Genomic DNA, 19,522 nt, shown 5'->3' on the forward strand with positions numbered 1-19,522 from the left:
CGCATTTTCCGGCAGAAGATTTGAAGAGAGGAACCCATGAAGATACTCGTCCCAGTCAAGCGGGTTGTGGATTACAACGTCAAGATCCGCGTCAAGCCAGATGGTTCCGGCGTCGAGCTCGCCAACGTCAAGATGTCCATGAATCCCTTCGACGAGATCTCCGTCGAGGAGGCGCTGCGGCTGAAGGAAGCCGGCAAGGCCGAAGAAGTGGTGATCGTGTCGATTGGCCCGGCCAAGGCCGAGGAAACCATCCGCACCGCACTCGCCATGGGCGCTGACCGCGGCATCCTGATCGAGACAGACGAAGCCGTCGAGCCGCTCGCCGTCGCCAAGCTCCTGAAGGGCGTGGTCGAGGCTGAGGCTCCGGGCCTCGTCATCGTCGGCAAGCAGGCGATCGACGACGATTCGAACCAGACCGGCCAGATGCTGGCGGCTCTCCTCGGCTGGGGCCAGGCGACGTTTGCCTCCAAGCTCGAGCTTGGCGCTGACAAGGCGACCGTCACCCGCGAAGTCGACGGCGGTCTGCAGACCATCGACGTGAAGCTCCCGGCGATCGTCACCACCGACCTGCGTTTGAACGAGCCGCGCTACGCCTCGCTGCCCAATATCATGAAGGCCAAGAAGAAGCCGCTCGACAAGAAGGCCCCGGCCGACTTCGGCGTCGACGTCGCACCGCGCCTCAAGGTTCTGAAGACCGAGGAGCCGGGTGGCCGCAAGGCGGGCATCAAGGTGAAGTCGGTGGCAGAGCTTGTCGACAAGCTCAAGAACGAAGCCGGCGTATTGTAAGCGGAACTGACAGGAGAAACGTAAAATGGCTATTCTTCTTCTCGCAGAACACGACAACGCGACCGTCTCCGAACAGACCGCGAAGGCGCTCACGGCCGCCACCAAGATCGGTGGCGACGTGCATGTGCTGGTGGCCGGTGCTGGCGCCAAGGCTGCCGCCGATGCGGCTGCAAAGCTCTCGGGCGTCTCCAAGGTGCTGCTCGCCGACGACGCTTCGCTCGGCAACAACCTTGCAGAGCCGCTCGCGGCCCTCATCGTCTCGCTTGGCGGCTCCTACGACACGATCATTGCGGCCGCGACCTCGGTCGGCAAAAACGTTATGCCGCGCGTCGCAGCCCTGCTTGATGTCATGCAGGTCTCGGAAATCACTGAAGTGGTCTCTGCCGACACCTTCAAGCGTCCGATCTATGCCGGGAACGCCATCCAGACCGTGCAGTCGACCGATCCCAAGAAGGTGATCACCGTTCGCACAGCCTCCTTCGCCGCTGCCGGTGAAGGTGGGTCTGCTGCCGTAGAAAGCATTGCTGCCGCTGCAAACCCCGGCGTATCCAGCTATGTTTCCGATGCGCTGTCCTCGTCCGACCGTCCGGAACTGGCCTCGGCCAAGATCATCATTTCCGGTGGCCGTGCGCTTGGCTCCTCGGAGAAGTTCCAGGAAGTGATCCTGCCTGTAGCCGACAAGCTGGGTGCCGCCGTCGGCGCATCTCGTGCGGCCGTCGATGCAGGCTATGCCCCGAACGACTGGCAGGTTGGCCAGACCGGCAAGGTGGTTGCCCCGCAGCTCTACATCGCCTGCGGCATCTCCGGTGCCATCCAGCACCTCGCCGGAATGAAGGACTCGAAGGTCATCGTCGCGATCAACAAGGACGAGGAAGCACCGATCTTCCAGGTTGCCGATTACGGCCTCGTCGCCGACATCTTCGAGGCCCTGCCGGAGCTCGAGAAGGCGCTCTGATCACCCTTTCGCAACTGCGAAAGGACTGGTCAAAGAAACCTTTGCGGTCTATCAATCAGCCGGGTCCGCGATGAGCGGGTCCGGCATTTTTGTCGGTGCCATCTTCTTGAGTGAAGACGAGAACGGGTGAGGAGCGAGACGATGACGGACAAGATCAGCAATGTGGGTGTCGTGGGTGCCGGCCAGATGGGCTGTGGCATTGCCCAGGTCGCCGCCGCCGCCGGCTACAAGGTCACGATCTACGATCTCTCCAAGGAGAGGATCGAGGCAGGCCTCGCCACCATCAACGGCAACCTCGCCCGACAGGTCACCAATGGCAAGATCACTGACGAGGATCGCAAGGCCGCACTCGCGCTGATCTCCGGCTCGTCGGACGTCAACGACCTCGCTCCATCAGATCTCGTGATCGAGGCAGCGACCGAGGATGAAACTGTCAAGCGCAAGATCTTCGCGACACTCTGCCCGGTTCTGAAGCCAGAGGCACTGATTGCAACGAATACCTCGTCGCTCTCGATCACCCGCCTTGCCTCTGCCACAGATCGGCCAGAGCGCTTCATGGGCATCCATTTCATGAACCCGGTCCCGGTCATGAAGCTCGTAGAACTGGTGCGCGGCATCGCAACCGATGAAACCACCTTCGCCACCGCCAAGGACTTCGTCTCCTCGCTCGACAAGACGATCACGGTCGCCGAAGACTTCCCGGCATTCATCGTCAACCGCATCCTGCTGCCGATGATCAACGAGGCGATCTACACGCTGTATGAAGGCGTCGGCTCGGTCGAAGCGATCGACACGGCAATGAAGCTCGGCGCCAACCACCCGATGGGCCCGCTGCAGCTTGCCGATTTTATCGGTCTCGATACGTGCCTCTCGATCATGCAGGTGCTGCATGAGGGCCTCTCGGACTCGAAGTACCGTCCCTGCCCGCTGCTGGTCAAATATGTCGAGGCCGGCTGGCTGGGTCGCAAGTCGGGCCGCGGCTTTTACGACTACCGCGGCGAAGTGCCGGTTCCGACGCGCTGATGGACCATTCCGGCGGGGGACCCTCCGGCGGAAAGATATTTGCCCCTCCGGGCAATCATTGGTCGGCCATTCCTCGGAAGGGGCGGGCCGACCCTCTAGTTTGCGGGGCAGATAGAGATCCCCCGCATACCGGAGTACCAGTCCATGAAACGCCTCCTGCTCTTGAGCGCCGCCCTCGCTGCCCTGTCCCTGCCCGTTTCGGCCAGCGCCGCTGACAAGCTGCTCAACGCCTCCTATGACATCGCCCGCGAGATCTTCGCCGCCCAGAACGAAGCCTTCATCAAGGCCAATCCGGGCGTCAGCATCGATCAGTCGCATGGCGGTACCTCGCGCCAGGCACGCGCCATCGTTGAGGGTCTGGAAGCCGACGTCGTCACCTTCAACCAGGTGACGGACGTAGAATTCCTGGCCAAGAACGGTTTCATCAACGAAGGCTGGCAGTCGGAATTCCCGAACAATGCCTCGCCCTTCTATTCCTTCCCGTCCTTCCTGGTGCGCGCCGGCAATCCGAAGAACATCAAGGACTGGGACGATCTGGCCCGTGACGACGTGCAGGTGATCTTCCCGAACCCTAAGACCTCGGGCAATGCCCGCTACACCTATCTGGCGGCAACGGCCTATGCGAAGGAGAAGTTTGCCGGCGACGAGGCCAAGGTGACCGAATTCGTCGAAAAGATCTTCGACAACGTGCCGGTCTTCGACACCGGTGGCCGCGCCGCGACGACGACCTTTGTCGAGCGCGAGACCGGTGACGTGATCATCACCTTCGAAGCCGAGACCAAGTCAATCGCCAAGCAGTATGGCGAGGACAAGTTCCAGCAGGTCGTGCCGTCGGTGAGCCTGCTTGCCGAATTCCCGGTCGCGATCGTCGACAAGGTCGCCGATGCCAAGGGAAGCCAGGAACTCTCCAAGAAGTATCTCGACTTCCTCTATTCGCCGGAAGGTCAGAAGATCGCCGCCGATTTCGGCCACCGCGTCCATGACGAGACGGTCGCTGCCGAATACAAGGACCAGTTCCCCGAGATCCGTCTCGTCACCGTCGAAGACGTCTTCGGCGGCTGGGCCAAGGTTTCCGAGGAGCATTTCGCAGAGGGTGCCATCCTTGATGGGATCTATGGCAGCCGCTAAGCACGGTCTCCAATCGATTTCAGGACCGGCGGATCATCCGCCGGTTTTCTCATGAAAGGACGACGACGTTGAAACGCCGCGTATTGCCGGGCTTCAGACTGTCCCTCGGGATCACGCTGGTCTATGCCGCGATCATCATCCTGTTGCCGCTGGCAGCTCTGATCTTCAAGGCCGCGAGCCTCGGACCCGCAGACTATTGGCGCATCGTCTCTTCCGAACGCGCTGTGGCGAGTTATGGCGTGACGATCGGCTCGGCGCTGGTCGCGACCCTGTTCAACCTCGTCTTCGGCCTGGCGCTCGCCTGGGTGCTGGTGCGCTATCGTTTCCCAGGGCGCCGCATTGTCGATGCGCTGGTCGACCTGCCGTTTGCGCTGCCGACGGCCGTCGCTGGCATTTCGCTCACCACCCTGTTTGCCTCCAACGGCTGGTTTGGCGCAGCACTAGGCGAGATCGGCATCAAGGTCGCCTATACGCCGCTCGGCATCATGATTGCCATGGCATTCACCAGCCTGCCCTTCATCGTGCGCACGGTACAGCCGGTGCTGGAAGAGCTCGATCCGGCGCTCGAAGAGGCCGGCCAGACGCTCGGCTCCAGCGACCTTTCGATCTTCCGCCGCGTGATCCTGCCACTTCTGACGCCGGCGCTGCTTGCCGGCACATCGCTCGCCTTCGCCCGCAGCCTGGGGGAATTCGGCGCGATCATCTTCATTGCCGGCAACCAGCCCTTCTCGACCGAGATCACGGCACTTCTCGCCTTCATCCGGCTCGAGGAATACGACTATCCGGCCTCCGCCGCGATCGCCTCCGTCATGCTGATCGCCGCCTTCGTGATGCTGGCGGTCACTAACTACATGCAGGCCCGCGCGCTGCGCTACACGGTGAAAGGCTGAACCATGAGCCACGTCACGAACAATCGACGCACGCCACGCGTCGGCGATGCGCCCCTCTTCAAATACACGCTGATCGGCATGGTCCTCGTGCTTGTGGCCTTTTTCGTCGTAGCGCCCCTGGCGGTCATCGGCATCCAAGCGTTTTCCAGGGGGCTTCCCTATTTCCTGGAGACGATCGCAGACCCCGACACGCGTCATGCGATCTGGCTGACGGTACTGACAGCGCTGATCGCGGTGCCGATCAACACTATCTTCGGCGTGGCCGCCGCCTGGGCGATCACCAAGCACGATTTTCGCGGCAAGCGCTTGCTCATCATCCTGATCGAGATCCCCTTCTCGGTCTCGCCGGTCGTGGCCGGCGTCGCCTATCTCTTCGTCTATGGCCTGCAGGGCATTTTCGGCCCCACCCTCGACAGCGCCGGGCTGAAGGTTCTCTTTGCCCTGCCTGGCATCGTGCTCGCCTCAATGTTCGTGACCGCACCCTTCGTCGCCCGTGAACTGATCCCGCTGATGCAGGCGCAGGGGCGCGATCTCGAGGAGGCTGCAACCTCGCTGGGCGCAAGCGGTTTGCGCACCTTCCTGTCGGTGACGCTGCCCAACATCAAATGGGCCATGCTCTATGGTGTGGTGCTCTGCAATGCGCGTGTCATGGGTGAATTCGGCGCGGTGTCGATCGTCTCCGGCAACATTCGTGGCCAGACGAACACGCTGCCGCTGCATATCGAGCTGCTTTACCAGGACTACAACGCCGTCGGCGCCTTCGCTGCCGCCTCAATGCTCGCCGCGCTGGCACTGGTCACGCTCGTGGCCAAGGTTCTGCTCGAACGCCAGGGCGCAGGACGCCGGAACCGACCGGCCACGCTCGCCGGCAATACTTCGGAGATGAATTCGTGAACATTCGCCTCGACACGGTCGTCAAGACCTTCGAAACCTTCCGCGCCGTGCATGGCGTGTCGCTCGACATCAAGAGCGGCGAACTGGTGGCGCTGCTCGGCCCTTCGGGTTCCGGCAAGACGACCATCCTGCGCATGGTCGCCGGCCTGGAATTTGCCGATGGCGGCCAGATCCATTTCGGCGAAGAGGATGCGACAAACATTCCCGTGCGTGACCGCGGCGTCGGCTTCGTCTTCCAGCATTACGCGCTGTTTCCGCATATGACGGTGGCAGAGAACATCGCCTTCGGCATGAAGGTGTCCAAGGTGAAGCGCTCGACGGCCGAAATAGACCGTCGTGTCGAAGACCTGCTTTCCCTCGTCCAGCTTTCCGGTCTCGGCGAACGTTTCCCCGGCCAGATCTCCGGCGGCCAGCGGCAGCGCGTGGCACTCGCCCGTGCACTCGCCGTCGATCCGCGCGTGTTGCTGCTCGACGAGCCCTTCGGCGCACTCGACGCCAATGTCCGCCGCGACCTGCGCCGCTGGCTGCGCTCGATCCATGACGAGCTGGGCATCACCACGCTCTTCGTCACCCATGACCAGGAAGAGGCACTCGACCTCGCCGACCGCGTGGTAATCCTTGAGAAGGGTAAAATCGTTCAGCAGGGCACGCCCGAAGAGGTCTGCCGTCATCCGGCCAACGCCTTCGTCATGCGCTTCCTCGGCGATACCAACACGCTGAAGGCGAGTGTGTCGAATGGACAGGCGACCGTCGGCAACATGACCTATGCCGCGGAAGGTTTGAAGGACGGCCCGGCCGAGCTTCTTTTCCGTCCGACTGATGTCGTGTGGAGCGACGACGCATCGAAGGGTGTGGCAGCGACAATCCAGCGGGTCCTTGATCGCCCGGGCTCGCGCCGGGTGCTGGCCAAGACCGCGGGCGACACGATCGTCGAATTCGACGTGTCCCCCGACTTCGCCAAGGCGAAGGGCGATCAGGGCTTCATCGAAATCCTGCGGCCGCGGATTTACGAGCTGTGAGCCAAGCTCCGCGCTGCTCTCCTGATTGTGAATGATCCAGAGACGGTTCAGGCTTGGGTCTTTGAGCCAATCTTAAGGATTGTTTGCCAGCCTTGCCATCATGGGTGGCAGCGTGACGACGAGAGTTCGACTGAAATTGACCGCAGCGTCCCTCGCGCTTGCGGCGCTCGTCGCTGGCAGTCTTTGGCTGATCGCGCAGTCTTTCGTCGCTCAGGCGAACCGGCAGCAACTGAATGACATATTGACGGCCGCTGTGATCCGGCTGGAACGCCAGATCGATCTTGCAGTCATGAGCATGGGCGAGCTTGGCGCACAGGGTCCCTATGGCTGCTCGCCGTCCGTCAACAAGGCCATTGAAGACATAGCCTTCCGTTCCGTCTCCATCCGGGAAATCCGTGTTTCCTCGGCAAAGGCGACATGTTGGGCCGACAATGCCCATGAACAGGTCTTTCAGGCGGCCCTCGCTGCTTCCGATCCAGTGCCCGCAATCAATCCCGCCTATGAACTGGCTCCCATCGAGGCCGAGGAATGGAAAGGCCTGATGGTGCGATGGACGACCGAGGATGGCAGCCTGACCGCCTTCCTCGCCACGGCAGGCCTTCTCTTCGACATCCTGCCCGGCGAGCTGCGCGACCATGCACTGATGGAGATGACGCTCAGCAATCAGCAGGTCGTATCGAGCTACGAGCCAGAGGGTGCTGCCGGACTGGACGGACCGTTTGGCGAATTCATGAAAGCCTCCGAGCGCTATCCCATCCGCGTCAGGCTGATGATCGAAGAAGCTGTCATCGGGTCCTGGAACAGCAGCTTCGGCAGCGACATCATCGTGATCGCCGGGCTGTTTTCGCTCGGACTGGGTTATCTCGGCGCCAGAGGTCTGGTGCGTCCGCCAACGCCGCTGCGGCAGCTGGACGACGCTCTTTCCAGAGGACATGTGCATCCGGTCTACCAGCCGCTCTTCTGCCTTGCGACCGGCCGGATGACCGGTTTCGAAATGCTGGCACGCTGGACCAAGCCCGATGGCGGCAGCGTCTCGCCGGCAGTCTTCATTCCGCTGGCCGAGAACAATGGTCGGATCGACACGTTGACATCAGTCCTCCTCGGCAGGGCAGGCTCAGAGATTGGCGACTTGCTCCGACGCCACGAGACACTCAAGCTTTCGTTCAACGTGACCCCGGACCAGCTTCTCGGTGCAGGATTTGTCGAAAATCTGGCCGCAATGATCGCAAAAGCCGGATTGAACCCCACCCAGCTAGTCATCGAGATCACGGAACGTCAGCCGATTTCCGACTTCGAGTCTGCATTGCAGGTTGCGCGGGAACTTGCAACGCTTGGCATCAGGCTGGCGATCGACGATGCAGGAACCGGGCATAACGGACTTTCATCGCTTCATGCCCTTCAGGCCCAGTATCTGAAGATCGACAAGTACTTCGTCGACAGCGTGGCCCTGGACAGGAAGTCCAGCGTTCTGGTCGAAGCATTGATCTCGCTTGCCGAGAAATTCGGCATGGAGGTCGTGGCCGAAAGGATAGAGACCGAAGAACAGCGGAGCAAGCTCCTGGACCTCGGCATCAAGGAGGGTCAGGGTTATCTCTACGCCAAGCCTTTGCCGGCGAGCGACCTGATTGCCAGGGTCGAGAATAGCCTGACGCCTCTGCCGAAAGCAGCCTAGTGAGCGAGCACGGCGCCGTCTGCCGAGCAAGGCCGGACAGCTTCCCTCACCTCATGCGCTAGAATTCGGTCACTGCGTCGCGGCAGCCGTCACCAGCGCCTTGGCGTCCGCGCCGTCCCAAACGGCAGGGCCGTTCATGCTGCCAAGCAGACAGCCCTTGCCGTCTACGAGCAATGTTACCGGCAGGCCGAAGGCAAGCCCCTCGCGCTTCAGCGTATTGAAGACACCCATGGAGGCGTCGCGATAGAGGCCGAGTGCGTCGACGCCGGTTTCCTCGAGGAAGGTCTGCGGCTTTTCGACATCGCCGGTGTCGATGTTGATGGCGAGTACCTGGAAGGCTTCCCCACCAGTTGCCTCCTGCAGGTTGTTGAGGGCGGGCATTTCCTCGCGGCAGGGCACACACCAGGTGGCCCAGAGATTGATGAGCACCGTCTTGTCGGCGAAGTTTGCCATGGTCATCGGTGTACCTTCCTTGTCCTGGAAGGTAAGACCCTGGATGAGCTTCGGTTCGCTGACGGGGATCATCGCTGCGACATCGCCTTTCAGATAGGGCGTGATGGCTTCTGCCCTGGCGACAGAACCCTCGCATTGCGCGGCATCCGCTGTCTCCACGGCATTGCCAGACATGGTCTGCTTCACGTATACCGCAGCCGCGCCGGCGACGATGCCGGCTACCGCCGCAATCGCAACCAGCTTGGTGGGGAAGAGACCCTCAGGTCTTTTTTCTGTCATGTCATTCTCCAGGACGGGCACTTCATGGCCGAGGACTCTACAGACACCAAATCCTCCAACCAGATGTGGGGCGGTCGCTTCGCCTCGGGCCCTTCGGCCATCATGGAGGAGATAAATGCCTCCATCGGTTTCGACAAGAAGCTTTACGCCCAGGATATCCGCGGCTCAAAGGCGCATGCGACCATGCTGGCGCACCAAGGCATTATCTCGAACGAAGATAAAGACAAGATCCTTCACGGCCTGGACACGATCCTGTCAGAGATCGAGGGCGGTCAGTTCGTCTTCTCGCGCAAGCTCGAAGACATCCATATGAACGTCGAGGCCCGCCTCGCCGAGCTGATCGGCCCGGCCGCCGGTCGCCTGCACACGGCCCGCTCGCGCAACGACCAGGTGGCACTCGATTTCCGCCTCTGGGTGAAGGAAGAGCTGCAGAAGACGGAACAGGCATTGTCCGGCCTGATAACGGCCTTCCTCGACCGCGCCGAAGAACATGCAGACACCGTGATGCCTGGCTTCACCCATCTCCAGACGGCCCAGCCGGTGACCTTCGGTCATCACTGCATGGCCTATGTCGAGATGTTTGGCCGTGACCGCCAGCGCGTGCGCCATGCAATCGAACACCTCGACGAAAGCCCGATCGGTGCTGCAGCGCTTGCCGGCACAGGCTACAACATCGACCGACACATGACGGCGCAGGCCCTCGGCTTCCGCGAGCCGACCCGCAACTCGATCGACACCGTCTCCGACCGCGACTTCGCGCTGGAATTCCTCTCGATCGCCTCGATCTCAGCCGTGCACCTGTCGCGGCTGGCCGAAGAGATCGTCATCTGGTCGACGCCGCAATTCGGCTTCATCCGCCTGTCGGACGCGTTTTCGACCGGCTCCTCGATCATGCCGCAGAAGAAGAACCCAGACGCCGCCGAACTGGTGCGCGCCAAGACCGGCCGCATCAACGGCTCGCTGATCGCGCTGCTGACCGTCATGAAGGGCCTGCCGCTCGCCTATTCCAAGGACATGCAGGAAGACAAGGAACAGGTCTTCGACGCCGCCGAGAGCCTGGAACTGGCGATTGCCGCCATGACCGGCATGGTCACCGACATGACCATCCGCACCGACCGCATGAAGGCGGCTGCCGGTTCGGGTTACTCGACCGCGACCGATCTGGCCGACTGGCTGGTCCGCGAAGCCGGCCTGCCCTTCCGTGATGCGCACCATGTGACCGGCAATGCGGTTGCCATGGCCGAGAAGAAGGGCTGCGATCTAGCCGAGCTTTCGCTGGAAGAACTCAAGAGCATCAATGCGGCAATCACGGCCGACGTCTTCAACGTCCTGACGGTGGAAGCCTCGGTCGCGAGCCGCAAGAGCTTTGGCGGAACCGCGCCCTCGGAAGTGCGCAAGCAGATTGCCTGGTGGCGGGCGCGCAACTGAGAATGCAATTGATCACTCGCACTTGCGGGACACATCACGAGATCAGGGGTGCACAAGCGCCCCTTTTTTCGCTAGAGCCTAGAGCAACAACATTTCTATGGACCGGGTCATGGTGAATTCGCTGAAACGCACGACGCTTACGCTCTCTATTGCGCTGGCCGCCTCGCTGGCTCTGTCCGCCTGCGGCCGCAAGGGCGATCTCGATCCGCCGAGCACTCCTGCCAGCCAGCAGAACCAGCGTGGCGCCGAGGCGCCGGCAACGCCGGACAGCCCCTTCCTTCTCGATCCGCTTCTTTGACAGGGCTTAACCCGTGAACCACTTCGAGTATCGCGACGGCGTTCTTTACGCCGAAGGCGTGGCCATTCCCGAAATCGCACGTGCCGTCGGCACGCCCTTCTACTGCTATTCGACCGCGACGCTGGAGCGCCACTACAAGGTCTTCTCCAAAGCCTTCGACGGCGTCGATGCCCTCGTCTGCTACGCGATGAAGGCCAATTCCAACCAGGCCGTCCTGAAGACGCTGGGTCGCCTCGGCGCCGGCGTGGACGTGGTCTCGGAAGGCGAACTCCGCCGCGCGCTGGCAGCCGGCATCCCGGCAGAGCGCATCATGTTCTCCGGCGTCGGCAAGACGCCGAGCGAGATGGATTTGGCGCTCGAAGCCGGCATCTACTGCTTCAACGTCGAGAGCGAGCCGGAACTGGAAATCCTGAACCAGCGCGCTATCAAGGCCGGCAAAAAGGCGCATGTCTCCTTCCGCATCAATCCTGATGTCGATGCCAAGACCCATGCTAAGATTTCGACCGGCAAGAAGGAAAACAAGTTCGGCATTTCCTATGAGCGCGCGCGTGCCGTCTATGCACGGGCGGCGACGCTGGACGGCATAAAGGTTTCCGGGATCGACATGCATATCGGCAGCCAGATCACCGATCTGCAGCCCTTCGAAGACGCCTTCCGCCTGCTGCGCGAGCTCGTCGAGACGCTGCGCGGCGACGGCCACACCATCGATCACGTCGATGTCGGCGGTGGCCTTGGCATTCCCTACAAGGACGACAACAACCCGCCGCCGGAGCCGGATGCCTATGCCCGGATCGTCAAGGACCAGCTGTCGAGCCTCAACTGCCGCATCGTCACCGAGCCCGGCCGCCTGATCGTCGGCAATGCCGGTATCTTGGTGACCGAGGTCATCTATGTGAAGGACGGCGGCGACAAGACCTTCGTCATCGTCGACGGGGCGATGAACGACCTGATCCGCCCGACGCTCTACGAGGCCTATCACGAGATCAAACCCGTGGTGATTTCGGCAGCGAACGCCCCGCGTATCAAGGCCGATGTCGTGGGCCCCGTCTGCGAGACCGGCGACTACCTGGCGCTCGACCGCGAGATGGCGATGCCGAAGCCCGGCGATCTGATCGCTGTCGGTTCGGCTGGTGCCTATGGCGCCGTGCAGGCCGGCACCTACAACACCCGCCGGCTGGTGCCGGAGGTGCTGGTGAACGGCAACGAGTTCCACGTGATTCGCCCGCGTCCGACCTATGAGGACCTGATCGCGCTCGACAGCGTGCCCGACTGGTTGGCCTGATCCATTCACAATTCGGCGATGAGGCGGGAAAAGCTTGCCGCTTTTCCTTGCCGCCCTCGTCTTCGCCACAAAGACTGCTATCTTCGAGAACAATCAGCCGTGACGATGCGCGGCGCTCTCGGAGACCAGACGGATGAGCTCTTCCCGCCCGGCCGGCCACAGGAAAGGCGCCTTCAAGGACGACCCGAAGCTTGCGCGGCGCGTCGGCGTCAAACGTGTGCTCGCACGGTCCGTGCTGTTTGCCGAGCGGCTGTTGCCGCTCTTCCTGCCGGTCGCGGGCATTGCCGCCCTCTTCGTCGCGCTTGCCTGGTTCGGCGTTTATCGTGAGGTCCCGGATCTCGTCCGCCTAGCGATCGTCTTTATCCTCGTCTTTGCCTTTGTCGCCTCCTTCCTGCCCTTCCTAAAGTTACGCTTGCCGAGCATTCCGGAAGCGGACAGGCTGCTTGAAGAGCGCAATGGCTTCGCCCACCAGCCGGTGGCCGTCCAGGACGACCAGATTGCGGCCGAGACGCCCTTTGCCCGGGCGCTCTGGCAGGAGCATCAACGGCGCATGGCAGAGCGCATCGCAGCGCTCGACGCCGGCCTGCCGCAGCCCGACATCGCCCGCTATGACCGTTACGCGCTGCGCGCCGTGCCGGCCCTGCTCTTCGTCACGGCGCTCGCCTATTCCGGCTCCAATGGCGCAGGCCAGATTGCCGATGCCTTCCGCCAGCATGTGCCGGAAAGCGAGGCACCAGCGATCCGTATCGACGCCTGGATCACCCCACCCGGCTATACAGGTCAGCCGCCGGTCTTCCTCTCGGGTCTCGGCACCCAGGACGCAGCCGGCGTGACCGTGCCGCAGAAGTCAAAGGTGACCGTGCGCATCAGCGGTGGGCCGTCGGAAGAGAAGGTCCTCTTCGTCCAGCAATCGGATGGCGCCGTTCTCGACGTAGCCGAGAAGGACGATGCAGCCCGCAGGCCCACGGCCGGCTCCGAGATCGACGCAAGCAGTCAGACGGCTGTCCCGACGCCGCCGCCAGCGCCGGCGCCGAACGCCCCTATGGTGGCGCGCACCCATGAGCTGGAACTGAACGAGGCCGGCGAATTGCGGGTTGCCGACAGAACCTGGACGATCGGCGTCACACCGGACAGAGCACCCGAGATTGCCTTTGACGGCACGCCGCGCCGCGCGATCAACGGGGCGCTCGAAATCGCCTTTACCGCCAAGGACGACTACGGCCTGCGCGAGGCCCATGCCGAGATCCTGCCGCTGGAAGAGCAGGCCGATGCGACGCCGCTTTACCCGCATCCGGACTACAAGCTCGACCTGCCACGCCACAATGCCCGTGACACCAAGGGCGTGGCCAGCCGCAACATCACCGAGCATCCGCTTGCCGGCCAGATGGTGAAGATCACTTTGGTGGCGACCGATGGCGCCGGCCAGACTGGTCGTAGCGAGCCGATCGAGATGCTGCTGCCCGGCCGCAATTTCAACGAGCCGCTCGCCGCAGCCGTTGCCGAACAGCGCAAGGTCTTCGCCCTCGACACCCGCCAGATGCCGCAGGCGATCGCGCTGAACGAGGCGCTGGTGCTCCGCGCCGACGAGACGATCCCCGATCTCGGCAATTTCATTGCGATAGAAAGCGCTCGCGCGCGCATGAACATGGCGCGCGGCGAAGAACAGCTGAAGGACACGGCCGACTATCTCTGGGAAATCGCGCTCGGCATCGAGGACGGCGACCTGTCGCTGGCCGAACGCCGTCTGCGCGACGCACAGCAGGCTCTCTCCGATGCCTTGGAGAACGGCGCTTCCGACGAGGAAATCCAGCGGCTGATGGCAGAGTTGCGCTCGGCCATGCAGGAATTCCTGCAGGCCCTGGCGCAGCGCATGCCCAACCAGCAGGGCGAACCGCAGCAGAATGCGCAGAACATGCTGCGTCAGCAGGATCTCGACAACATGCTCGACCAGCTGGAGAACCTCGCCCGCTCCGGCAACCGCGACCAGGCACAGCAGCTGCTCTCGGAACTGCAGCGGATGATGAACAACCTGCAGGCCGGACGCCCGCAGCAGGGCCAGCAGCAGCAGAACAGCGAAGCCCGCCGTCAGATCGACAAGCTTGGCGAGATCATGCAGGAGCAGCAGCGGCTGATGGACGAGACTTTCCGCCTGGATCAGGCGCTGCGCGACCGCATGCAGCGCGGCGATCCGCAGCAGGGCGAAGAAGGCGCCGAGGGCCAGCAGCAGCAAGGTCAGCAGCAACAGGGCCAGCAAGGACAACAGGGCGAGCAGGGGCAGCAGGGCCTGGACGGCATGACCGCCGAACAGCTGCGCGAGGCGCTCAGGCAGCTGCGCGAACAGCAGGAACAGCTTGGTCAGCAGCTTGGCGAATTGCAGGAAGGCCTGAGAGGCATGGGCATGGAGCCCGGCCCCGGTTTCGGCGAGGCCCAGCAGGAAATGCAGGGCGCCGGCGAGGCGCTTGGCCAGGGGCAGGGCGGCCCGGCCGTCGAAGGCCAGGGACGCGCCATGGAGGCGCTTCGCCAGGGTGCTCGCGACATGATGAACCAGATGATGCAGGCGCAGCAGGGCGAGGGTGGCCAGGGTCCGCAGATGGGTCAGGGTCAGGGCAACCAGGATGGTCGCGATCCGCTCGGCCGCCCCCGCGCCACCAGCGGCCCGGATTTCGGCGAGCAGGTCAAGGTTCCCGACGAGATCGACGTGCAGCGCGCGCGCGAAATTCTCGAGGCGATCCGCGAGAAGCTCGGTGAAAACTCGAGCCCAGAGATCGAGCGGCGTTATCTGGAGCGATTGCTTGACATCCAGTAAGCCTCTAGCGGCTTTACAGCAACGACAACGCCCGCATCAGCGGGCGTTTGTTTGTTGAGCGATGTAGTCGGCTGCCTCAGCCAGCGAGCGCCGAAGCGACGGCCTTGCGGATGTCAGGCAGGGCAAAGGGCTTGGAGACGACGTCGACGATTTTTGCCGAGAGGTCGTCTGCACGTTCGCGCTGCTCGGCATAGCCGGTCATCAGCAGGATTTTCATGGCCGGAAATTCGGAATGGGCGCGGTGCGCGAGCTCGATGCCGTCCATGACGGGCATGCGGATATCCGACAGAAGCAGGTCAAAGGCGCCTTCGGAGAGCTTTTCGAGACCTTCCGCGCCATCGGCGGCTTCATGCGTCTCGTGACCGTCGAGGCGGAGCGCCCTGGCCACGAACGAACGCAGGGAGTCTTCGTCTTCGGTGATGAGGATTCTCGCCATGGTTGAAGTTCTCTCCCGCGTCATTTGAGCCTTGCGAGAGGCAAATCACCAGACTTTCCTTGTCGAGTGGTAAACGCCGGACATGCAGTCCGGCGCCATGGTTAACAGGTCACTGCCATCAGATGGCGAGATGTTCCGTTTCGAAACAGCTCACGCGTCTCCGGTGACGACGCCGACGAACGGCAGTTCGCGGAAGGCATAGGCCACATCCATGCCGTAGCCCACGACGAAATAGTCGGGGCATTCGAAGCCGACATAATCAGCCTCAAACTGTTCTTTTCGCTTCACTTTCTTGTCGAGAAGCACGGCAATGGTGACATTGGCGGCACCCCGCTCGAACATCAGTTCCTTGGCGAAAAGCAGGGTGCGGCCGGACTCCAGAATATCGTCGATCAGGAGGATGTTGCGCCCCTTCACGTCACTGTCGATGTCCTTGATGATCTTCACGCCCTGGGAGACCGTGCCTGTGCCATAGCTGGACAGGGTGATGAACTCGACTTCCGGGGCGAGGCCGACGTCATGCAACGCACGAATGAGGTCGGCAGCGAAGATGAATGAGCCCTTCAGTACCGAAATGACCAGAAGGTCGTCGCAGGGACCCTTGATGATATCCTGGGCGAGTTCGAGATTACGCTGCCGGATCTGCTCGGCGGTAAAGAGCGGTTCGATGTTCTTTCCGCGAACTACGGGCATGGGGAACTCCTTGCTTGTCGACCTCAGGTCCTTGGCCGGCGGCATGCCGGAAAGGCAAGGGCCTTAGCACACTGGCAAGGGCTTAGGCACCCGACTCTTCGAAGGAAAGCCGGACTTCCGGCGTTTTTCCACCGGGATGCTGGAGACGGGTGACGATGCCACGGCTCTCGCCGCCATCCAGGCTCGCGACCGGCGGCTCGATATAGGTGCTGGCGATCACCTGCCCGTCGATGAGAAGATCGGCGCGAAGCTTGGGCACCGACACTTCCCGGGCGGTGCGGTTCTCGACGATGGCATTGAGCAGTAGAACACGCATTCCGTTGCGGTCCTGCGGCGTCAGGTTGACATGCGTGAAGTCAAGCGGCTTGGCAGCAATCTCCGGATGCTCGCCACTGCCGAAGACCAATTGTCCGGCAAGCGAGAAGATCGAGACGAAGGCAATCGCCACCAGAAGCGAAAAAGCGACGTCCGACAGCCGTTGCAGACGCTGTTCGACGGCATCGATCGCATGACGGAGGATCGCACGCAGATCAGGGGCGACGGCGGCGGATGACGCGGACGCCTCCGGGCGCGGCGACGCCTTGGGCGGCTCACGGACCGTGACGAACTGCGCATCGACGACTTCGTGACGGGTCGCACGCTGGTGCTGGTGATCGATCCGTCGACGGGCACGATCCGGCGGCAGGAGATCGAGGTCCGCGGCGGCGGCCTGCTTCTGATAACGGAAAGCACTCATGTGTGCGGACCTTTCGCACAGCCAAAATCGGATACCCCGAAAGTCGGCGGTTGAAACGAATCCTCACCAGTCGTAAATTCAATTGGTTAATGCTTCGGAAAGACGGCTGAGAAAGCCCGGCGCCCCGGGGCATGTTTACCGGCCGTTTACGATCGTCGTTTACGCGCCCCAGACCTCGGACACGTCAGACTGGGCCCCCTTTGATCCATTTCGAAAATGTCGGCCTGCGCTATGGGATGGGACCGGAGATCCTCCGCGACCTGACCTTCGACCTGCCGAAGGGATCCTTCCAGTTCCTGACCGGGCCGTCGGGCGCCGGCAAGACGACGCTTCTGCGCCTGCTCTTCATGTCGCTGCAGCCGACGCGCGGACTGATCAAGAGCTTTGGCCGCGACATCACCAGCATACCCCGCAATGAGCTGCCGATGCTGCGCCGTCGCGTCGGCATCGTCTTTCAGGATTTCCGCCTGCTCGACCACCTGACGACCTATGAGAACGTGGCGCTTCCCTTGCGCGTACGCGGCAAGGCCGAGCAGACCTACAAGCAGGATGTCATCGAACTCTTGAAATGGGTGGGCCTCGGCGAGCGCATCAATGTGCTGCCGCCGGTGCTCTCGGGCGGCGAGAAGCAGCGCGTGGCGATCGCCCGCGCTCTGATCGACCGGCCGGAAATCCTGCTCGCCGACGAGCCGACGGGCAATGTAGACCCGCCGATGGCACGCAGACTCTTGAGCCTTTTCCTGGAACTCAACCGTCTCGGCACCGCGGTGGTGATCGCCACCCACGATCTCGCATTGATGGACCAGGTGGATGCGCGCCGGATGATCCTGACCGACGGGCGGCTCGACATCTATGAATGAGATCACCCAGAACCCAAATCAGAACGCAAACCAGACCCCTGGTCAGAAGAAGCGCCGCGTCGAGATGACGGTGAGGCCGACAGGCCCGATCCTGCCGCCATCCAACATCCAGGGCAATGCCCTGATGGTGGTGATCGCCATCATGGCCTTCCTCGCCTGCCTGACGCTGGGCGGCGTTTCCATGGTCCGCGCCACGGCCGCCGGCTGGCAGAGCCAGATCTCTCGCGAGATCACCATCCAAATCAAACCCGAAGAAGGCCTCGACATGGGGGCCGCCCTTGTCAAGGCGCGTGACCTCGCGCTCACCTTCGTTGGCACCCGCGACGGCCAGATCATGGACGACAGCGCAACAGCGCGTCTTCTCGAACCCTGGCTCGGCACGGGGCTCAACCTCGAAGACCTCCCGGTTCCTCGGCTGATCGTCATTACCATCGACGAGACCAATCCGCCCGACTTCGACGCCATGCGCGCGCTCCTGAATGAAGAAGTGCCACAGGCCTTCCTCGACGATCACCGCACCTGGGTGGATCGGCTGGTGCAGATGGCCCGCACGACGGTGCTGATCGGCTCGGGCATCCTGATCCTCGTCTTCACGGCCATGGTGCTGACGGTGGTCTTTGCGACGCGCGGTGCTTTGTCAGGCAACCGCCACATCATCGAAGTGCTGCATTTCGTCGGCGCCGAGGGCAGCTTCGTCGCCCAGGAATTTCAGAAACACTTTCTGAAGATCAGCATGAAGGGCGCAGCCGTCGGGGCCGTGCTGGCAGCAAGCTTTTTTGCGCTTGCCAGTTTCTGGCAAAGCCGCTCGCTGGCGACCCCGGAAAGCGACCAGGCGACGGCACTGTTCGGCACCTTCACGATCGGCTGGGGTGGCTATCTCGGCATCTTCGCGACGATGATCGTGATTGCGCTTCTGACCACCATTACCGCGCGCCTGACGGTCATGCGCACGATCTATGAAATCGATCTCATTCGCTCCGATCCGGCCCGCACGGACGGCCTTCTCGACGATTGACGAAATCTCGCATGTTGACTTGCCTTAAAGCCGCCTGTTCGCTGTGGGAAATCCCGGCTATTCACGGGCTATGAGCATGGATCGGATGACCTCGAATCAACCGCTGCGTGACGGCGGCCGCCCTCCTTCCGGAGACGGCCTCTTTGCGCGCAAAGGCCTGATACGCCGGGCTTTGCGCTACGGCGGGATGCTGGTGATCCTCAGCGCGGCGGTGCTGGTGGCCGGTTTTCTGATCTTCGCTGATTCGGTGAGTAACATGCGGCCACCCGAGACGGTGAAGGCGGATGCGATCGTCGTTCTGACCGGAGGTTACCAGCGCATCGAGCAGGCGATCGATCTTCTGAAGCGCGGCTACGGCGAAAGACTTCTGATCTCGGGGGTCAATCCCTCGACCACCGCAGGGCAGATCCGCAAGGCGACGCGCACCTCGCCCGACCTTTTCGACTGCTGCGTCGACATCGGTTACGCCGCGATCGACACGATCGGCAATGCCAACGAGACGGCGATCTGGATACGCGACAAGGGCTATCGCTCCATCCTGGTCGTCACCAGTAACTACCATCTCTCCCGCAGCCTGATGGAGTTGCGCCGCAGCGATCCGCACACCGAATTCATCGGCTATCCCGTGGTCAATGCCGATCTGAAGACGCGCGCCTGGTACAGCGAGCCGGATGCGATGCGCACCATGCTGGCCGAATACGGAAAGACGGTGATTGCCTATGTCAGGGGCGTTACCGGATGGAGCCGGGATCAGGGCCTGCGCCCGGACGGCGAAATCACCGAATCTGGCCGCACATCCTGACCAGCAAGAAGAAGCTAGCGCTTTTGCTGGCGGGACTTTTGCTCTAATGACGGTTTCGCCCGCCCTC

The 19,522-nt window shown here is 62.4% G+C and carries 19 protein-coding genes; 15 read left to right on the plus strand and 4 right to left on the minus strand.

The genetic code is table 11. The annotated features are described in order from the left end of the window. Window positions 1-36 precede the first annotated feature (36 nt). The 8 genes from GH983_RS18080 (at window position 37) to GH983_RS18115 (ending at window position 8,367) form a co-directional block, all read left to right on the plus strand. On the plus strand, window positions 37-786 hold the full coding sequence (locus GH983_RS18080; protein ID WP_054149923.1) for an electron transfer flavoprotein subunit beta/FixA family protein: 750 nt from the start codon (window positions 37-39) through the stop codon (window positions 784-786). Window positions 787-811: 25 nt separating this feature from the next. Further along, a complete protein-coding gene (locus GH983_RS18085) occupies window positions 812-1,741 on the plus strand; it encodes an electron transfer flavoprotein subunit alpha/FixB family protein (protein ID WP_153763151.1) in 930 nt (309 codons plus the stop codon). Window positions 1,742-1,882: 141 nt separating this feature from the next. Next, on the plus strand, window positions 1,883-2,764 hold the full coding sequence (locus GH983_RS18090; protein WP_054149921.1) for a 3-hydroxybutyryl-CoA dehydrogenase: 882 nt from the start codon (window positions 1,883-1,885) through the stop codon (window positions 2,762-2,764). A 144-nt stretch (window positions 2,765-2,908) separates the two neighbouring features. After that, on the plus strand, window positions 2,909-3,892 hold the full coding sequence (gene cysP / locus GH983_RS18095; RefSeq protein ID WP_069042930.1) for a thiosulfate ABC transporter substrate-binding protein CysP: 984 nt from the start codon (window positions 2,909-2,911) through the stop codon (window positions 3,890-3,892). Window positions 3,893-3,960: 68 nt separating this feature from the next. Beyond that, window positions 3,961-4,782 carry a sulfate ABC transporter permease subunit CysT gene (cysT, locus tag GH983_RS18100; RefSeq protein ID WP_054149919.1) on the plus strand — a complete coding sequence of 274 codons (822 nt, stop codon included), beginning with the start codon at window positions 3,961-3,963 and terminating at the stop codon, window positions 4,780-4,782. A 3-nt stretch (window positions 4,783-4,785) separates the two neighbouring features. Beyond that, the gene (gene cysW / locus GH983_RS18105) at window positions 4,786-5,676 is read left to right on the plus strand and encodes a sulfate ABC transporter permease subunit CysW (protein ID WP_153763152.1); all 891 of its coding nucleotides are present in this window, start codon (window positions 4,786-4,788) and stop codon (window positions 5,674-5,676) included. Continuing rightward, window positions 5,673-6,695, plus strand: coding sequence for a sulfate/molybdate ABC transporter ATP-binding protein (locus GH983_RS18110; protein WP_054149917.1), 1,023 nt, complete (start codon window positions 5,673-5,675; stop codon window positions 6,693-6,695). The genes cysW and GH983_RS18110 overlap by 4 nt, the downstream gene beginning before the upstream one ends. Before the next feature lie 112 nt (window positions 6,696-6,807). Next, the gene (locus GH983_RS18115) at window positions 6,808-8,367 is read left to right on the plus strand and encodes an EAL domain-containing protein (protein ID WP_194842749.1); all 1,560 of its coding nucleotides are present in this window, start codon (window positions 6,808-6,810) and stop codon (window positions 8,365-8,367) included. A 69-nt stretch (window positions 8,368-8,436) separates the two neighbouring features. Here the strand turns inward: GH983_RS18115 and GH983_RS18120 are convergent, their stop codons facing one another. After that, complete coding sequence (locus tag GH983_RS18120) at window positions 8,437-9,099, minus strand: TlpA disulfide reductase family protein (protein WP_054149915.1); 663 nt, start codon at window positions 9,097-9,099, stop codon at window positions 8,437-8,439. A gap of 24 nt (window positions 9,100-9,123) precedes the next feature. Between GH983_RS18120 and argH the strand changes: the two genes are divergently transcribed. The 4 genes from argH (at window position 9,124) to GH983_RS18140 (ending at window position 14,913) form a co-directional block, all read left to right on the plus strand. Next, a complete protein-coding gene (gene argH / locus GH983_RS18125) occupies window positions 9,124-10,527 on the plus strand; it encodes an argininosuccinate lyase (protein ID WP_153763154.1) in 1,404 nt (467 codons plus the stop codon). 109 nt (window positions 10,528-10,636) lie between these two features. Next, window positions 10,637-10,825, plus strand: coding sequence for a lipoprotein (locus tag GH983_RS18130; protein ID WP_054149963.1), 189 nt, complete (start codon window positions 10,637-10,639; stop codon window positions 10,823-10,825). A 13-nt stretch (window positions 10,826-10,838) separates the two neighbouring features. Beyond that, window positions 10,839-12,107: a diaminopimelate decarboxylase gene (lysA, locus tag GH983_RS18135; protein ID WP_153763155.1), complete on the plus strand. Its 1,269-nt coding sequence runs from the start codon at window positions 10,839-10,841 to the stop codon at window positions 12,105-12,107. Between the two features lie 133 nt (window positions 12,108-12,240). Then, window positions 12,241-14,913, plus strand: coding sequence for a TIGR02302 family protein (locus GH983_RS18140; protein WP_153763156.1), 2,673 nt, complete (start codon window positions 12,241-12,243; stop codon window positions 14,911-14,913). Between the two features lie 76 nt (window positions 14,914-14,989). On the opposite strand, the gene GH983_RS18145 is transcribed toward GH983_RS18140, so the two are convergent. The 3 genes from GH983_RS18145 to GH983_RS18155 all read right to left on the minus strand — a co-directional run bounded on the left by GH983_RS18145 (window position 14,990) and on the right by GH983_RS18155 (window position 16,778). Continuing rightward, window positions 14,990-15,349, minus strand: a complete 360-nt coding sequence (locus GH983_RS18145) for a response regulator (protein WP_006724553.1) — start codon at window positions 15,347-15,349, stop codon at window positions 14,990-14,992. 150 nt (window positions 15,350-15,499) lie between these two features. Further along, a complete protein-coding gene (hpt, locus tag GH983_RS18150) occupies window positions 15,500-16,042 on the minus strand; it encodes a hypoxanthine phosphoribosyltransferase (RefSeq protein WP_006724552.1) in 543 nt (180 codons plus the stop codon). 82 nt (window positions 16,043-16,124) lie between these two features. After that, complete coding sequence (locus GH983_RS18155) at window positions 16,125-16,778, minus strand: hypothetical protein (RefSeq protein WP_153763157.1); 654 nt, start codon at window positions 16,776-16,778, stop codon at window positions 16,125-16,127. A 200-nt stretch (window positions 16,779-16,978) separates the two neighbouring features. Between GH983_RS18155 and ftsE the strand changes: the two genes are divergently transcribed. From ftsE to GH983_RS18170, 3 genes are all read left to right on the plus strand, one after another. Beyond that, entirely contained in the window at window positions 16,979-17,638 is a 660-nt protein-coding gene (gene ftsE, locus GH983_RS18160; protein ID WP_054149910.1) for a cell division ATP-binding protein FtsE, read from the plus strand. Then, complete coding sequence (locus GH983_RS18165; protein WP_153763158.1) at window positions 17,631-18,653, plus strand: ABC transporter permease; 1,023 nt, start codon at window positions 17,631-17,633, stop codon at window positions 18,651-18,653. Before ftsE ends, GH983_RS18165 begins: the two co-directional genes overlap by 8 nt. An 85-nt stretch (window positions 18,654-18,738) precedes the next feature. Continuing rightward, window positions 18,739-19,455, plus strand: coding sequence for a YdcF family protein (locus GH983_RS18170; RefSeq protein WP_153763159.1), 717 nt, complete (start codon window positions 18,739-18,741; stop codon window positions 19,453-19,455). Window positions 19,456-19,522: the final 67 nt, after the last annotated feature.

This window comes from Agrobacterium sp. MA01 (assembly GCF_009650195.1).
In the GTDB taxonomy this organism is placed as follows: domain Bacteria; phylum Pseudomonadota; class Alphaproteobacteria; order Rhizobiales; family Rhizobiaceae; genus Allorhizobium.

Excerpts from the sequence above, each read along its gene's own strand:
- GH983_RS18080 (WP_054149923.1), top strand. The coding sequence starts at position 37 with ATGAAGATACTCGTCCCAGTCAAGCGGGTTGTGGATTACAACGTCAAG.
- GH983_RS18085 (WP_153763151.1), top strand. The coding sequence starts at position 812 with ATGGCTATTCTTCTTCTCGCAGAACACGACAACGCGACCGTCTCCGAA.
- GH983_RS18090 (WP_054149921.1), top strand. The coding sequence starts at position 1,883 with ATGACGGACAAGATCAGCAATGTGGGTGTCGTGGGTGCCGGCCAGATG.
- cysP (WP_069042930.1), top strand. The coding sequence starts at position 2,909 with ATGAAACGCCTCCTGCTCTTGAGCGCCGCCCTCGCTGCCCTGTCCCTG.
- cysW (WP_153763152.1), top strand. The coding sequence starts at position 4,786 with ATGAGCCACGTCACGAACAATCGACGCACGCCACGCGTCGGCGATGCG.
- GH983_RS18120 (WP_054149915.1), bottom strand. The coding sequence starts at position 9,099 with ATGACAGAAAAAAGACCTGAGGGTCTCTTCCCCACCAAGCTGGTTGCG.
- argH (WP_153763154.1), top strand. The coding sequence starts at position 9,124 with ATGGCCGAGGACTCTACAGACACCAAATCCTCCAACCAGATGTGGGGC.
- GH983_RS18130 (WP_054149963.1), top strand. The coding sequence starts at position 10,637 with ATGGTGAATTCGCTGAAACGCACGACGCTTACGCTCTCTATTGCGCTG.
- GH983_RS18140 (WP_153763156.1), top strand. The coding sequence starts at position 12,241 with ATGAGCTCTTCCCGCCCGGCCGGCCACAGGAAAGGCGCCTTCAAGGAC.
- GH983_RS18145 (WP_006724553.1), bottom strand. The coding sequence starts at position 15,349 with ATGGCGAGAATCCTCATCACCGAAGACGAAGACTCCCTGCGTTCGTTC.
- hpt (WP_006724552.1), bottom strand. The coding sequence starts at position 16,042 with ATGCCCGTAGTTCGCGGAAAGAACATCGAACCGCTCTTTACCGCCGAG.
- GH983_RS18155 (WP_153763157.1), bottom strand. The coding sequence starts at position 16,778 with ATGAGTGCTTTCCGTTATCAGAAGCAGGCCGCCGCCGCGGACCTCGAT.
- GH983_RS18165 (WP_153763158.1), top strand. The coding sequence starts at position 17,631 with ATGAATGAGATCACCCAGAACCCAAATCAGAACGCAAACCAGACCCCT.
- GH983_RS18170 (WP_153763159.1), top strand. The coding sequence starts at position 18,739 with ATGACCTCGAATCAACCGCTGCGTGACGGCGGCCGCCCTCCTTCCGGA.